The sequence below is a fragment of the Selenomonas sp. AE3005 genome (assembly GCF_000686945.1).
GTDB lineage: Bacteria > Bacillota > Negativicutes > Selenomonadales > Selenomonadaceae > Selenomonas_A.
In genome coordinates, this window is sequence record NZ_JMME01000006.1 from 132,445 (window position 1) to 148,381 (window position 15,937).

Here is a 15,937-nt window from a genome sequence, read left to right on the forward strand (position 1 = left end):
GGGTGGAAGGAATAAAAATGTTAATGTCGAAAATAAAAATAAAATAACTAAGTAATAAACTGTAGTGGCTGTAACAGTTCGAGATTATACAGAAAAGTTTATAAATTAAAAGAGTTTATACGATTGTTACACAGCGCTATCATGTACTCCTGAAGAGAGGGGGCGCGCAACTGTGAACAAAACTGAATACCAAGACATGAGCAAACAGGCGTTTGAGGAACAGGAAAAGTTTAATAAAACCGCGAGCAATTTTGCGTTTAAATCCGTGCCCGAACGGATTCATGAACAGGTAAAAAAGCATCCTGACAAAACAGCTGTAATTTCTACTTCCGCTGGGGAGTTGAGTTATAGGGAGTTAGACAGACAAGCCAATCGTGTGGCCAATTATTTGCAGAAAAGATTGGGAAACAGCATAAAAGGCGATGCGGACAATCCCTGCCGCGATACCATTATTGGTGTGTTGCTGGAAAGGTCTGTGGGTGCATATATTGCTGAGCAGGGAATTCTGAAAGCAGGTGCGGCATTTTTGCCTTTTGTGACCTCCTATCCTGACGAGCGCATATGTTTTTGTTTGGAGGATGCTGAGGCACCGCTGCTCATCACCTCGGCGGCGATAAAAGCTGCCCGGCCGGAACTGCGGGGAAAGTTTTCGGTCGTAGCTTTAGAGGAACTGCTGGAAACCGAGGATACTTCTTATCCGGCAACACGCCTTGCTCCGGATGATTTGGCTTATGTAATCTATACTTCCGGCTCGACGGGGAAACCCAAGGGGGTAATGATTGAACATCTCAGCTTTGCCAATTATATGGAGCGCGATGAAAAATCGATAGAAATTATGCATTTTGTGCGTGACGGACGTGTGTCGCTGGCGATGGCGGCATTTTCGTTTGATGTTTCCATCGTGGAAGAATTTGTGCCGCTATCCAATGGGGGAACCGTGTGTATTGCCACGGAAGATGAGATTCATGACCCGTTTTTGCTGTCAAAATGCATAGAAAGCGTGGGGATAAATGCTATTTTTTGCACGCCGACGTTTTTGCTGAGCATACTGAGTATACCGGAATGCCGGGAGGCGCTGAAGAATATCGATTTTTATGATGTCGGTGCTGAGGCATTTCCGGCAGGACTGTTTGAAAAACTGAAGGAACTGCGCACGGACAGCGTGATATTGAATGTCTACGGCCCTACGGAATGTACCATGGGCTGTGCGGCTGCTGTTATGGAGGCCGAAGGAGAAATTGTCATTGGCGGCCCCATGGTCAATACAAAATTTTATGTCGTTAATCAGCAGGGCGAATATTTGCCCATTGGGGAAAAAGGCGAGTTGATTATCTGTGGCGATTGTGTCGGACGTGGTTATATCAATCTGCCGAAACAGACAGCCAAGGCTTTTTTTACCATTGACGGAATAAGGGCATATCATAGCGGCGATTTGGCCTCATGGACAAAGGACGGGGCAATACGCATTCACGGGCGCATAGACAATCAGGTCAAATTACGGGGCTTTCGGATAGAGCTGGACGAGATTGAAAAGGTAATGGGCGAATATCCGCAAATTGCCTCGTGTGCGGTAAAAGTACTTAGTCCGGCCGGCAGGTCCGATTATCTGGCAGGCTATTTCACGACTGCGGAGGAAGAGGAACCTGCTATAGAAGAAATCCTGGCCTTTATGAGGCAGCATTTGCCGGAATACATGATTCCTGTGGCGGTAAAACGTCTGGCAGTTATGCCGCAAACCGTTAATGGCAAAATTGACCGTAAAGTGCTGCCTGACATTGAGCCGCTGCGGGGGGATAGCAGACACGTACCACCGCGCAATGACAATGAGCGGTATGTCTGTGATATGTTTGCAGAAGTTTTGCACCTTGACCGTGACATGGTGGGAATTGAAGATGATTTCTTCCAATTGGGCGGTGATTCGCTTTCCAGTATGGTGTTGGTATCGAAACTGACGGACAAGGGGATTACCAGTTTTGATTTGTTTACCCTGCGAACGGCAGAGCGCCTGGCAGAACTGCTGAATGAACGTGACACTAGGGAAGATTTGGACATAACGGATGATAAGGAACGTAAGAAACCGCATAAGTTATCGCCTATGCAGATTGAAATGGTCGATGCCCAGTTTGCAAGATTCCGTTCCACAATGTTTAATAATATGTCATACTTCCTGCGTTTTTCGCCGCAAACTGATCCGGACAGACTGCTGAAGGCGGTCAATGCCGCCGTTCGCAATCATCCTGCGCTGGCTATGCGGATTAGTTTCGATGATGAGGAAGATTTGGTACAGACATATACGCCGGAACTTATACAGGATGTTCAATATGAGTATATGAGCGATTTGGAGATTATTCATCTGGCCGATGATTTGGTACGGCCGTTTAATATATTCAAAGACCCGCTCGTCCGTGTCCGGCTCTTTAAGTCGCCGCGTTATATTTACCTATTTTTCGATGTGCATCATCTGGCAATGGATGGTTCATCTTTGGGGTTAGTCATGGCCGATATTATCCGTGCTTATCATGGTGAACCGCTGCCGCGTGATTACTACTGTACATATCTGGCAAATGAAGAAAAGCTGCGCGATTCACCGCAGTATCAGGAGGACAAAGCATACTTTGAGGCGCAATACGGCGGCTATGACTGGTGCAATATTCCGGCGCCGGATAAGGACAATAATGAAGAATTTAATCTGGAGGCCAGTGCGCGGGTGATTAAGCTGCCTTTTGATGAGGAGGACGTGGCTGCAGCCGAGAAGAGGCTGCGGGTGTCAAGAAGTGTCATGGCCATCGCGGCTGCCCTCAAATCCCTGCATCAGTTTTCGGGGAAAAATGATGTGATGACCAACTGGATTTTCAATAATCGGCTGGGCGGCTATGCTGCAGATTCTGTGGGCATGATGATAAAGAATTTACCTGTGGGCATTCATATGGATAGGATTGACAGCATTGAATCGCTGCTGGCGGAAGTGAAATTGCAGGTAACGGAAGGCATTGCCCATTCCAGCTATGATTATTTCGAGGCTGATGACAAGCGGTACCGGAATGACCCGATGGAGGTAAACTATCAGCGTGACATCAATGCCGATGAACTTGATGAGTTAAAACCATTTTATCTTCCTTTGGCCAACAAATATCGTGCCCCGGGGGCACGGCTGGAATTGGAATTCCTGGAAAATGATGATAACTCAGGCTGCTTTGAATCAGAATTTGAGTGGGCAGGTAATATATTTTCACGTAATCTGATGGTGAAATTTCACAATCTGTATATGAAAAATTTCGTGGAGATTGTGATGGGGTGATATAAGTGAAAATAAAACTGTCGGACCATTTTACCTATAAAAAAATGCTGCTGTTTGCTGCGCCGACAATAGGTACCGTGTTGATTGCTATAACGTACGATATTATCGACGGTTTCTTTGTATCGAATTATATTGGCAAGACGGCATTTGCGGCAGTCAATATAATTTATCCGTTTCAGCTGATGCTATCCGTCATAGGTTATATGTTCGGCACTGGCGGCAGTGCGCTGGTAGCGTCGGAAATGGGGCGTGACCAACAGGATAGAGCTAATCAGGTATTTACTATGCTCATTAAAGCGGCATTGCTTTTTGGCATATTCCTGGCAATAATCGGGATTATATTTTTGCCGGAGATTGCCGGCCTGATTGGAGCTACACAGCCTATCATGGAATATGGCCTGCCGTATGGACGAACGCTGTTTATCTTCCTGCCGGTTATGATTGTTGGCTATGCTTTCCAAAGTATGCTCATAACAGCCGAAAAGCCGCAGTTTGGGCTGTATTTGTCCATTGCCAATATGTTCAGCAATATCATTTTTGACTATCTGTTTATTGTGGTGTTCGGCTGGGGAATGGTTGGCGCAGCTGTGGCAACGGGAATTGGCGCATGCCTGAATGGTATTGTACCGCTTATCTATTTTTCACGTGAGAACAGCAGCCGGCTGCGTTTTACCAAATGTCATTTTGAACCTAAGGTCCTTTGGGAAACCTGCTCCAACGGAATGTCGGAGATGGTTGAAGATATGGCAGTGTCGGTTATCTTTGTTTTCTATAACATGCAATTACTGCGCTTTATGGGCGAGGATGGTGTAGCGGCCTTTGGCGTGGTTGTGTTTGTCGAAGGTATATTCACGTCGGTGTTTTATGGGATGGCGCTGGAGGCTAATTCTATAGTGGGTTATCATTATGGCGCTAAAAATTATGCAGAGTTGAAAAACTTGTTGAAAAAAGGTGTGGTGATAAATTTAACTTTCGGTGTACTGATGTTTTTACTGGCACAGGTGGCTGCCGGTTGGGTGGCCTCTGTGTACGTAGGATATGACCAGAAAGTTTGCGTCTTGGCTGAACATGCATTGAAGGCCTTTTCCTTGGCGTTCGTGTTGCAGGGATTCAACTCGTATGCCTCAGCGTATTTCACTGGCTTGAACAATGGGAAAATATCGGCAATTATCGCCTTTTCCCGTACAGTTGTAATTGAAACACTGGCTGTTTTTACTCTGCCTTTGCTGTTTGGCGCAGAGATTTTGTGGAGATGCCAGTCTATAGCAGAAGTTGCTGCTGCTAGTGTGGCAATTACCCTGCTTTACATGTATCGTGGCGATTATTGCGGCGATAAAGTATAGTGAGTGGATATTTTTAATATCTAAATATAAATAAACTACCAAATGGGGGGATTTTAAAATGTCTGAAAATAGCAAGGCCTTAGGTGGCACGCGCACAGTTAAAACAGAAATACTGCTGTATGTACTGCCAATTGTGGCAGTAGGACTCATATTGCTGGCAGGGATTATTTTCCGCTATGTGGGTTCGACCTTTGAACAGCAGCTGACGACCGGCGCGCTGAAGAATGCGCAGGAAGTAGCCGGCGGCGTGTCGGCCTGGCTGGATACCCGTATGCTGGAAACCCAGACGGCGGCCAATCATCCGGCAGCGAAGAATCTTGCGAACGCACCGGAGCTGATGAATGAGAATAATGTCTACCGCTTGAACCTCATGAACAAAATTTATCCCGGCATTTACGACAGCGTCAGCTGGGGGCCGTTCAATGGTTCGGGCGTCCTGTACGGGCAGACGAAGTCCGGCTTTAAGGAAATGCACAATGCCGACAAGGCCTGGTACAAGGAAACAATGACCGGTGCCAAGGATTCCTTTATGTCCTCCCCGGTAGTTTCTCAGGCTACGGGCAAGGTCATTGTCAATGCCATCGCCCTGGCCAAGGACAATAATGGGGCCAATGTCGGCATGGTGCTGGCCGCCATTTATGTTGATGCCGTAACGGAAAAGGTCAGCGACCTGAAATTAGGCGAAAAGGGCTACAGCCTGCTGATTTCCAAGGAAGGCACCTATATTGTCAACCCCGATGAAGGGGCCATCATGAAGAAAAAGATTTCCGAGGAAGAGGACCCGGCTGTACGTGCCTTAGGCGAAAAAATGCTTTCCGGTGAGGCCGGTGTCTACAAGTTCACCCGGGCTGATGGTCAGGATATGATTGCCTTTTATAACCCGATTAAAGCCACGGGCTGGGGCATGGCTACCGTTGCCTATCAGGATGAACTCTTTGCTCCTGTGGCCAATGTGCTGAAAATCATGACCGGTATTTCCCTGGTGCTCCTCATTTTGATTTCCCTTGGTGTACTCTTTACGGTTAACCGTTCCATGAAACCGCTGGCGGTGATGATGGACGAAATGCGTCTGCTGGCCGGCGGTGACTTCCGCAACCGTCCGTCTCAGATTACTGTAAACAACGAACTGGGACAACTGGCAGCAGCGGTGCGCTCCATGCGTCAGGGTGTGCGTGATGTTATTTCCAGTGTCAGCACTTCGTCTGAGAGCTTGTCGGCTGCGGCCGAAGAACTGAACGCCACCACGGAGCAGTCGGCACAGGCCTCCAATCAGGTGGCTGATTCCATCGTGCGTGTGGCACAGGGCACCAGCGAACAGCTTGACGCTGTAAATTCCACCTCTTCCGCGATTGAAGGGCTGAATGATTCCATTCAGAGCATTGCCGCTAAAGCTGACGATGCAGCATCGCAGAGCCGGGAGGCCTCGGCCGTGGCTAAAGACGGCGGCAAGACGCTTAACGAGGCCATCGGCCAGATTAAGCGGATTGAGGAATCCACGCTTGAATCCACCAAAGTGGTTACGGCACTCGGCGAACGTTCCAGCGAAATCGGCCAGATTGTGGATACGATTTCGAGCATTTCCGAACAGACCAACCTGCTGGCCCTCAATGCCGCCATCGAGGCTGCCCGGGCAGGCGAACATGGCCGCGGCTTTGCTGTCGTAGCTGATGAAGTACGCAAGCTGGCAGAATCCTCGCAGGAGGCTGCGCAGCGTATTGCGGCTATTATTGAAGAAACGCGCCGCGATACGGAAAGTGCAGTGGCCGGCATGCAGGCTGGCAGTGAAGAAGTCCGCGTGGGTGCGCAGAACATCGTGTCCATGGGTGAATCCTTCAAACGCATCATTGAAATAGTGGAGGAAGTATCCGGCCAGATGCAGAGCATTTCTGCCGGGATTGGCGGTATGGCTGAAAGCGGCCAGGAGATTGTCGGTCATATCCGTACGATTGAGGATTCCAGCCGTACTACAGCTGAAGAGGCGGAAACAGTATCCGCCGCTACCGAAGAGCAGAGTGCGTCGGTACAGGAAATTGCTAATGCCAGCAACAGCCTGGCCAAGATGGCAGGCGAGCTGCAGATGGAAGTACGCAAGTTTAAAGTTTAATATGTATGTATAACGAGGCAAGAAAATGTCCCCCACCTCAGCAGGTGGGGGCATGAATACCAAAACAGGCGGCGAGCATATCTCCCGCCTCGTTGAAACGCCAATAGGAAGTTTTGCCTATGGCAAAACTGGAACAACGGCGTTATAAAAAGGGGCGTTCCCGGCAATGACCGGGAACGCCCCTTTACTGTCTGCTTACCGGATTTCCGGCAGCAGCCCTAATTTTTTCTTGGCCTTGGAAAGAGTTTTGCGGGCGATGTATTCGGCTTTTTGTGCACCGTCACGCATGAGTTCTTCCAAATGTTTGCGGTCGCCCATGAGTTCCTTGTACTTCTCACGGACAGGCTTTAATTCGTCAGCAACAGTCTGGCCGACGACAGCCTTAAAGTCACCGTAGCCTTTGCCGGCAAATTCGGTTTCGATTTCAGCCATGGACTTGCCGGTGATGGCCGAGTAAATGGTCATGAGGTTGCTGACACCGGGCTTATCTTCCCGATAGCAGACCACGGCCTCACTGTCGGTGACAGCACTCTTGAATTTTTTGAGAATGACATTTTCCTCGTCCAAAATGGAAATCGTGGCCTTGGGATTCGTGTCGGACTTGCTCATCTTGCTCGTGGGCTCCTGCAGGCTCATGACACGGGCCCCGGCTTTGGGGAAGTAGCCTTCCGGCAGTTTGAAGATTTCCCCGTAGTTGTGATTGAAACGGGTAGCGATATCCCGGGTGAATTCCAAATGCTGCGTCTGGTCAGCGCCTACAGGCACATAGTCAGCCTGATACAGCAGAATATCACCGGCCATCAGCGCCGGGTAGGTGAACAGACCGGCGTTGATGTTTTCCGGGTGTTTGCTGGACTTATCTTTAAACTGCGTCATGCGGCTGAGCTCACCAAACTGGGAGCAGCAGCTCATGAGCCAGCCCATTTCCGCATGGCTGCGGACATGGCTTTGGACGAAAATCAGGCTCTTTTCCGGGTCAATGCCGCAGGCCAGCAGCAGAGCAAAGGCCTGCAAGGTCTGCTGTTTGCGTTTCGTCGGGTCGATATGAACCGTGAGGGAGTGCAGGTCAGCGATGAAATAATAGCAGTTGTAGTTTTCCTGCATTGTCTGCCAGTTCTTAACTGCGCCCAGATAATTGCCCAAGGTGAATACGCCGGTGGGCTGAATACCGGAGAGAATGATTTTTTTGTCGGTAGTTTCTTTGTTTTCCATAGTGATAGCTCCTTTGACCTGTCAGGGCATTAAAAAATCCCCGACAGAAAAATTCTGTCAGGGACGAATATACTTCGCGGTGCCACCCTGTTTCATGGCTGAGCCATGCTCTTAACGAGATACCGTCATATCTCTGACAACTGACGCGTGTCCAGCGTCGCAGCCTACTGACTGTTTCAGTGTTCGGTGCGCCCTCAGCGGCCCATTTGCCAGTTCGCTTGCTATCCGGCTCCCAGCTGTCCCGGACTCTCTGTAAGGGCTGATACTGACGTTACTCCCGCCTCAACGGTTTGCTCAGTTTATCCTATCACGTCATTGCAGGGTTGTCAACATTACGGATATGCATTTTCTGTGGTCACGGAGCACAAATATGTGTTAAAATGGAGAGGACGGTATTTACAATACGAGGGGGTTACACTAATGCATCAGTTGACAGCACGGCTTATCATTTATCGTAATTTGGGAAAGGACGCCATTCTCTATCGTCTGGCAGGGATTTACCAGCGCTGGCAGGCTCAGGATTATGACCGGTCAGCGCTGTGCAGTGAAGTGCTGACCGAGATAAACCGGCTGCTCGATGTGGCAACCCGTTATGGCTTTAATGGGAATTTGTGGCATTCCTATTTAGCTTTTTTGCTGGCCACAACGGAGGCGCCGTTTACGCTGGTCTGTGAAAAACGCGGTGCGGTTGAGGGCAGCGTCCGCCAGTTTGCGGAAAATGACATGCAAATCTTTAAGGAGCTGTGGGATTTTGATTTTTCACCGCTGGAACAGGTGTTGGGGATAAATTGTTTCACGGTTATCAAGGATTACACGGCGGTGGAAAAGAGCCAGCAGATTTACAATAAGAGTGTCAGCGACAAGGTACGCTATTTATGCCAGCGCATTGGGGAAACAGACAGTGCAGCTGCTATGCTGACAGCGGTGACGGACTTTTACTACCGCTTTGGTGTGGGCATGCTGGGGCTCAATAAGGCCTTCCGGGTATCGCCGGAGCTGGAAACAACCGGGCAGCTGCTCGAACCCATTACGACAACGGGGGAGATAAGCCTGACGGATATCGTTGGTTATGAAAGCCAGAAGGCGCGGCTCGTGGCCAATACAGAGGCCTTTGTGGCGGGGCGCAAGGCCAATAATGTACTGCTTTATGGTGACGCCGGTACAGGCAAGAGCACCAGTATCAAAGCTATCCTGAACGAGTACTATGACCAGGGCCTGCGCATGATTGAGGTGTATAAGCATGAGTTCCGCTATCTGCAGCGGATTATCGCCCAAATCAAGAACCGCAATTATAAGTTCATCATTTACATGGATGATTTGTCCTTTGAAGAATTTGAAATCGAGTACAAATATCTTAAAGCGGTCATTGAAGGCGGCCTGGAGGTCAAGCCGGACAATATCCTTATCTACGCCACCAGCAACCGCCGTCATCTGATTAAAGAACGCATGGACGACCGGGCTGAATTCATGGACCCGGATATTCATCCCAATGATACGGTGCAGGAAAAATTGTCCCTGGCTGACCGCTTTGGCTTATCCATCGGCTACTTTAAACCAAATCAAAAGGAATACTTTGCCATTGTGGAAAATATCGCGGCCCGTCATCCGGAAATAAAACTCACGGCCGAAGAATTGCGTGCCGGTGCTGTCAAGTGGGAAATGAGCCATTCCGGCCTGTCCGGACGGACGGCCCAGCAGTATATCAATTCGCTTTTGAGTGCGGGGAAAACTTGCTAAAAAAAAGGTAATGATGTATAATTAAATATACTAAAAGGACAGTTGATGTGTGGTAGCGTCGACTCTCCCTAGTTTATTTAATAGTGAATTTGGAGAAAGGTCGCCGTGTGCCGCATGGGCGGCTTTTTTCATGCTAAATTACTTTAACAATCCAAGGATTGAGACAATCAGCGTCAGAATTGCAACGAATAACGATAGCTTTTCATATAGCGTCATGACTCTCACCTCCCCAAACGGGGAAAGCCGGCTCATCAACTGCCTTGGAAATATTATATCATGAGGACAAAAAGATTAAAATGGTCTACTTATTAAAATTCGGTGCTGCCTGGGTGCTGCCGCCGGGGATTTTTTTCCTGGCGATGTGGTATGCAGCCTGGCGGTTGTATAAGAAAAGAGAAAAGAGGCTGGCAGCTATGCTGGCGGCCTTGGTATTTGTGTTTTACCTTTTTTGTACCAGTCTGGTGTCGGAGCGTCTGATGGGGGCTTTGGAAAGCGCCTATACGCCGCCGGAAAATCCGCAGGGTGATGTTGTCATCATGCTCGGGGGCGGCGCGTTTCCTGATACGCCGGATGTCAGCGGTCAGGGAACGCTGTGTTCCTCACCGGCTAACCGGCTGCTGACAGCAGTACGCCTGCAGAAGGAACTCGCTGTGCCCATTATTCTTTCCGGCGGCCAGGTATATAGTGACAGCGGCCCGGAGGCGGTTATCGCCAAGCGTATATTGATGGACCTGGGCGTGCCGGAGGACAAGATTATTGTCGAGGGCAAAAGTATTAACACTACGCAAAATGCTAAATTTTCCACGGAAATCATGCGCGAGCGCGGTCTTAACAAGCCGATTTTGGTGACGTCAGCTTTTCATATGCGCCGTTCTGTACTGAACTTTGCCAAAAACGGCATGGAAGTTACGGCATATCCCTCTGACTATCGGGTGAACCTGCACCATGATTTCCACTACAATAAGCTGAGACCTAGTGTGGCGGCTTTGGATGACAATGTGCTGGTGCTGCAGGAAGTCCTGCGGACACTGGTTACGAGGTACCTTGAATGACAAAGAATCTTACACATGGTGAGCCGGCCCGGCTCATCCTCTTTTTTACCCTGCCGTTGATTGCCGGCAATATATTTCAGCAGCTTTACGCTTTCGTGGACACGTTGATTGTCGGCCGTTTTCTCGGCGTGGAGGCGCTGGCCGCTGTGGGTTGTACCGGCAGCCTCATGTTTCTCATGCTGGGATTTGTAATTGGTTTTTCTACGGGTATAACCATTTACACGGGACAGCGCTACGGGGCTAAAGACTACCAGGGAGTACGCCAAAGCGCAGCGGCCTGCGCGATATTATCCTTTTTGGAGGCCGTAGTGCTGACCATCGTGGGCGTGTCCTTGTGCCGGCAGCTCTTAATCTGGATGCAGACACCGCCGGAAATTTTGGAAGGCGCGTACTCTTTCATCAGTATCGTGTTCGGCGGTATTGTGATGTTTGTCTGCTTGCAGACACAGACGAACCTGCTGCGTGCGCTCGGTGACAGCCGTATGCCCACGGTGATACTGGCGACGGCGCTCGTTATCAACATTATCCTGGAGCCGATTGCGATTCTCGTTTTGGGCTGGGGCATTCCCGGCGCGGCCTTGGCTACCATTGTCGCGCAGTTTCTGGGCAATGCGATTTGCTATTACTATATTTGTAAAAAGGTGCCGGTACTCCGTACGCATCGCGAGGATTGGCGGCTGAACTGGGGAGTTTTAAAAGCTCACTTGAAACTCGGTCTGCCCATGGGCTTTCAGTCCTCCATTATCGCCATCGGTGCCGTTATCCTGCAGGTGGCCCTCAATAACTTCGGCCCGACAGCTGTGGCAGCTTATGCGGCGGCGCAGAAGGTGGACTCCATCGCCCTCATGCCTATGATGTCCTTCGGTCTGGCCATGGCAGCCTATACGGCGCAGAACTACGGCGCGCAAAAGTATGACCGCATTGCCGAGGGCGTGAAAAAATGCAGTTATATGTCCGTGGGCTTTAGTATTCTCGCGGCAGTGGTTCTGATTACCTCTGGCCCGTTCATCATGGAATTGTTCGTTGGTGAAGGCCAGCAGGAAGTCGTGGAAATGGGGCATATGTACCTGATTGTCAACGGCGTGAACTACTGGATACTGGCGCTGCTCTTTATCTTCCGCTATACCCTGCAGGGCCTGGGGCAGAGTGTCGTGCCCACCATCGCCGGCGTCATGGAACTCTTAATGCGTGCCGGAGCGGCGATTTTCCTCTGTGAAATCTGGGGCTACTTCGGCGCCTGCGTAGCCAACCCCATGGCCTGGGCCGGATCGTGCATACCCCTGGCTATCGCGTTCTTCTGGACGAGAAGGACGTTTCGAAAAAAATACAGCTGATGGGGAAAATTAAAAGACCAGTGTTGTCAAAATGTGCACTGGCCTTTTTGGTTTGTTGACATTATGATAAAATACTAATGCCGCCTTGCGAAAGGAGGTGTATATCGCTTGTTCAAGCGCATCGTGGAGTTGATACTGGCTCCGCTGGCAGTGGGAATTCTGGTAACGCTTTTTAATTACTGGTTGAACCACTAAAGGCAAAATAGTAGAGAAGCCCCCCGGGACCGCCATCCCGGGGGGCTTTGCATATCGCTTGTTCTTCTCGTATCTTCATTATAGCATTCTGTTGCGAGAAAAGCAATTTTATTATTGTGGCGATTGGAAAAACACCTTAGGCAATTTTTTTCTCAGGGGGCTGAGTGGTGGGTGTCGGGGCAGGCGTGTCCTTTTTCGGCGGATTTACAATGGTCTTTATTACGTCGATGATATCTGTAATCGTCTGAAATGGTTTGCGGCGCGGGCCGTGGAGACGAATCCTGGGGCGGCCGCCGGCTACTTGTGCCAATTCCAATTCAGTGATTTCAACTTTTTTGCTCATGATGAATGTCTCCCTTCGTGTGGGGTATTACCCTTGTGTGTTGGTGTTACGTATATACATACGGCTGATGATAAAAAGTATTACAGAAAGTTTTTGCATTGATTTACATTTATAGGCAGGATTTTATCCAGGATTGTTGTATATATAATATATATGTTGACACAAACTAAAGAAGGGTGGATTTTTTATGTATCAAGATGAATACAAACGCTGGTTGGGAGCTGACCTGATTGACTGCGACCTGGGGAAAGAGTTGCGGGACATTGAAGGTGACGATGACGCTATCAAAGAACGGTTTGCAGCTGCATTGCAGTTTGGTACGGCTGGCCTGCGCGGAACATTGGGCGCCGGTACCAACCGCATGAATATCTGGGTAGTACGTCAGGCTACGCAGGGTGTCGCTGACTGGGTAAAAGGTGAAGGCGGCACGCAGACGGTGGCTATCAGCTATGATACCCGTCTTAAAGGCTGGACTTTTGCCAAGGAGGCTGCCGGTGTTCTGGCGGCCAATGGCATTAACGTGCGCATTTACGACGAGCCCATGCCGGTACCTGCTCTTTCTTTTGCCACCCGTTTCTATAAGGCCAACGCCGGCATCATGGTGACGGCCAGCCACAATCCGGCCAAGTACAACGGCTACAAAGCCTACGGCCCGGACGGCTGTCAGATGACGGACGACGCTGCTGACGTTGTTTACAACGCCATTCAGAAAACCGATGTGCTCACAGGTGCCAAATACATGCCGTTTGCCGAAGGCGTAGAAAAGGGCCTGATTAAATTTGTCGGTGAGGACTGCAAGGAAGGCTTGTACAAAAATATCGAGGCCTGCCAGGTACGTCCCGGCCTTTGCAAGACGGCTGGCTTGAAACTCGTTTACAGCCCACTTAACGGCACCGGCCTTGTGCCTGTTACCCGTGTTCTGCGCGATATCGGCATTGATAATGTGACGATTGTGCCGGAACAGGAATATCCCAACGGCTATTTCACCACCTGCTCCTATCCGAATCCGGAAATCCTCGCGGCTATGGAAAAAGGCGTGGAGCTGGCGAAGAAAGAGGGCGCTGACCTCATGCTCGCCACTGACCCGGACGCAGACCGTGTCGGTATCGCCATGAAGTGCCCGGACGGTTCTTATGAACTCGTTTCCGGCAACGAGATGGGCGTGCTGCTCCTTGATTACATTTGTGCCGGCCGTCAGGAAAAAGGCACTATGCCTAAAGACCCTGTAGCTGTAAAATCCATCGTGTCCACGCCGCTGGCTGATGCTGTGGCTAAACACTACGGCGTAGAACTCCGCCACACGCTGACGGGCTTTAAGTGGATTGGCGACCAGATTCTCGGTCTGGAGAAAAAGGGCGAAGAAAACCGCTTTATCTTTGGCTTTGAAGAAAGCTATGGCTACCTTGCCGGCCCCTATGTCCGCGACAAGGACGCTATCGTGGCCTCCATGCTGATTTGTGAAATGGCTGCTTATTACCGCAGCACGGGTTCTTCCATCAAACAGCGTCTGGAAGAAATCTACAGCCAGTATGGCCGTTATCTCAACAAAGTAGATAGTTTCGAGTTCCCCGGCCTGTCCGGCATGGACAAGATGAAGGGCATGATGGAAAATCTGCGCAAAGACCCGATTAAGGAACTGGCCGGCAAGAAGGTTACGAAGGTTATCGATTACCTCGACACTGCCGCAACGGGCCTGCCGAAAGCCAATGTGCTGACCTACGAACTGGAAGACGGTTCTTCCGTTATCATTCGCCCGTCCGGCACTGAACCGAAAATCAAGGCTTACTACACGACGAAGGGCAAAGACCTCGCCGAGGCACAGGCCGCTAAGGACGCCATGGCTGTGGCAGTAAAGCCGTACCTGTCCTGACAATTAACTATATGGAAGCCGAATCTTCAGAGATTCGGCTTTTTTACATAAGGAAAAAGGATGAATTATTTTTATGGATAAGAAAGATACCATCCATGTATGTTATGCCATGGTGGACAAAAGCGGCAACTACAGCAAGTTCACGGGGGCCGCAATCTGTTCTTTGTTTGCCAATACAAATTCTGCGGTAATTGTCCATCTGCTTTATGATGGGCAAATGACGGAGGCGAATCGAGCAAAATTTGCACAGCTTGCTCGACGCTATGGGCAGGAAATCAGGCTGTGCAATGTGCAGACGGCTATCCCTAAAACGTGGGCGCAGGCGGGCGCAATATTTGCCGAGTCGCTTAATGCTGAGCGCTACACGGGGGCCAATATGTACCGTTTGGCGATTCCGGAACTGCTGCCCGATGTACACCGCGCTATTTATTTGGATGCTGATACCATTGTCAATATGGATATTGCTGAGCTTTGGCAGGAAGACATTGGCGAAAGTGGCCTGGCCGCGGTGCCGGATATAGCGGTGCTGGAGCATTTTGGCCGGCAGGATGAGGTGGCGCCCTCGCAGTCGTTTCTCTACACGGAATGCCAGGCCACGGTGGATACAGTCTTCAATGCCGGTGTACTGCTTATGGATTTGGACTGTCTGCGCGGCAGGGAGTCAAATCTGCTGCTGGAAGGTGTAGCGTTCCTCAAGGCACACGCAGAAAAATTTGAGTTCTACGATAACGATATCCTCATTGCGTTTTTTGCGCAGACGTTCACGCATTTGTCCTGGCATTATAATATCCGCTTGGAATGGGCGCAGCAGTTTGGCAGGGGGCAGCTCGTGCCCGGCATATATCATTATTTGGGGAGGAATTACGGCCTGAATCCGGCAGAGCCGCATTACCGGATGTTTTTGACCTATTGGGGCATGAGCCCGTGGTTTAATCCCACGGTATTGTGGCATGGCTATCGGGTAGCGGTGGACAATATGCAGGTGCAGGCAAAAGAACGGCTGGTCAAAGTGCGGCGCATTTATAATTTATGCTGCCGAAAACAGCGGGTTTTTGTGGGCTTGGCGATGGATGAGCAAAGGCTCCGCGCTGATTTTGCGCTTGGGGAGGACGAGCCGTATATGGCCCTGGCCCCCGGTGGGCAGCTGCGCCTGCCTTATGATACCGCAACGCATGCCTATATTTTCTTTTGGTCCAACTACGCGGAGATAAAAAACTTGCTGGAAAATGCCGGCAAAAAGGAGTATGAGGATTTTGCCGATGGTACACGTTTGCTCGAAGGGCAGATAGATGATTTGCGTGTTAGTGAGCAGACTGTCATGTGGAATATTTAACCTTTAATGTATATTGAGTTTTGTCTGAAGATTTATTATTATAGTAGTAGGGCGAGGCATTTTACGAGGATGGATATGCAGCGCACTGATGTACGATTGGGGAAGGTCTTGAAAGG

General features: G+C 49.9%; 11 protein-coding genes. 9 read left to right on the forward strand and 2 right to left on the reverse strand.

What is annotated here, in order from left to right; all coding sequences use genetic code 11:
• The first annotated feature begins 172 nt into the window (after positions 1-172).
• The 3 genes from DL94_RS0105850 to DL94_RS0105860 are packed head-to-tail and all read left to right on the forward strand — an operon-like array spanning position 173 to position 6,745.
• Positions 173-3,298, forward strand: a complete 3,126-nt coding sequence (locus tag DL94_RS0105850; protein WP_028129360.1) for an amino acid adenylation domain-containing protein — start codon at positions 173-175, stop codon at positions 3,296-3,298.
• A gap of 5 nt (positions 3,299-3,303) precedes the next feature.
• Entirely contained in the window at positions 3,304-4,641 is a 1,338-nt protein-coding gene (locus DL94_RS0105855; protein WP_028129361.1) for an MATE family efflux transporter, read from the forward strand.
• Positions 4,642-4,699: 58 nt separating this feature from the next.
• Positions 4,700-6,745, forward strand: coding sequence for a methyl-accepting chemotaxis protein (locus tag DL94_RS0105860; protein WP_028129362.1), 2,046 nt, complete (start codon positions 4,700-4,702; stop codon positions 6,743-6,745).
• Between the two features lie 195 nt (positions 6,746-6,940).
• Here DL94_RS0105860 and trpS read toward each other — a convergent pair whose 3' ends face one another.
• Positions 6,941-7,957, reverse strand: coding sequence for a tryptophan--tRNA ligase (gene trpS, locus DL94_RS0105870; RefSeq protein ID WP_028129363.1), 1,017 nt, complete (start codon positions 7,955-7,957; stop codon positions 6,941-6,943).
• Between the two features lie 420 nt (positions 7,958-8,377).
• On the opposite strand from trpS, the gene DL94_RS0105875 reads away from it, so the two are divergent.
• The 4 genes from DL94_RS0105875 to DL94_RS16525 all read left to right on the forward strand — a co-directional run bounded on the left by DL94_RS0105875 (position 8,378) and on the right by DL94_RS16525 (position 12,275).
• Positions 8,378-9,694: an ATP-binding protein gene (locus DL94_RS0105875; protein ID WP_028129364.1), complete on the forward strand. Its 1,317-nt coding sequence runs from the start codon at positions 8,378-8,380 to the stop codon at positions 9,692-9,694.
• A gap of 296 nt (positions 9,695-9,990) precedes the next feature.
• On the forward strand, positions 9,991-10,746 hold the full coding sequence (locus tag DL94_RS0105880; RefSeq protein WP_028129365.1) for a YdcF family protein: 756 nt from the start codon (positions 9,991-9,993) through the stop codon (positions 10,744-10,746).
• The gene (locus tag DL94_RS0105885; protein ID WP_028129366.1) at positions 10,743-12,080 is read left to right on the forward strand and encodes an MATE family efflux transporter; all 1,338 of its coding nucleotides are present in this window, start codon (positions 10,743-10,745) and stop codon (positions 12,078-12,080) included. Before DL94_RS0105880 ends, DL94_RS0105885 begins: the two co-directional genes overlap by 4 nt.
• Before the next feature lie 123 nt (positions 12,081-12,203).
• On the forward strand, positions 12,204-12,275 hold the full coding sequence (locus tag DL94_RS16525) for a type I toxin-antitoxin system Fst family toxin (protein WP_255326879.1): 72 nt from the start codon (positions 12,204-12,206) through the stop codon (positions 12,273-12,275).
• Positions 12,276-12,411: 136 nt separating this feature from the next.
• Here the strand turns inward: DL94_RS16525 and DL94_RS0105895 are convergent, their stop codons facing one another.
• Positions 12,412-12,618 carry a hypothetical protein gene (locus tag DL94_RS0105895; RefSeq protein ID WP_028129367.1) on the reverse strand — a complete coding sequence of 69 codons (207 nt, stop codon included), beginning with the start codon at positions 12,616-12,618 and terminating at the stop codon, positions 12,412-12,414.
• A 187-nt stretch (positions 12,619-12,805) separates the two neighbouring features.
• Between DL94_RS0105895 and DL94_RS0105900 the strand changes: the two genes are divergently transcribed.
• Together DL94_RS0105900 and DL94_RS0105905 are read left to right on the forward strand one after the other, a co-directional pair.
• The gene (locus tag DL94_RS0105900; RefSeq protein ID WP_028129368.1) at positions 12,806-14,488 is read left to right on the forward strand and encodes a phospho-sugar mutase; all 1,683 of its coding nucleotides are present in this window, start codon (positions 12,806-12,808) and stop codon (positions 14,486-14,488) included.
• 73 nt (positions 14,489-14,561) lie between these two features.
• Positions 14,562-15,821 (forward strand): glycosyltransferase family 8 protein, encoded by a 1,260-nt coding sequence (locus DL94_RS0105905; RefSeq protein ID WP_028129369.1) that lies wholly within the window; start codon positions 14,562-14,564, stop codon positions 15,819-15,821.
• Positions 15,822-15,937 lie beyond the last annotated feature (116 nt).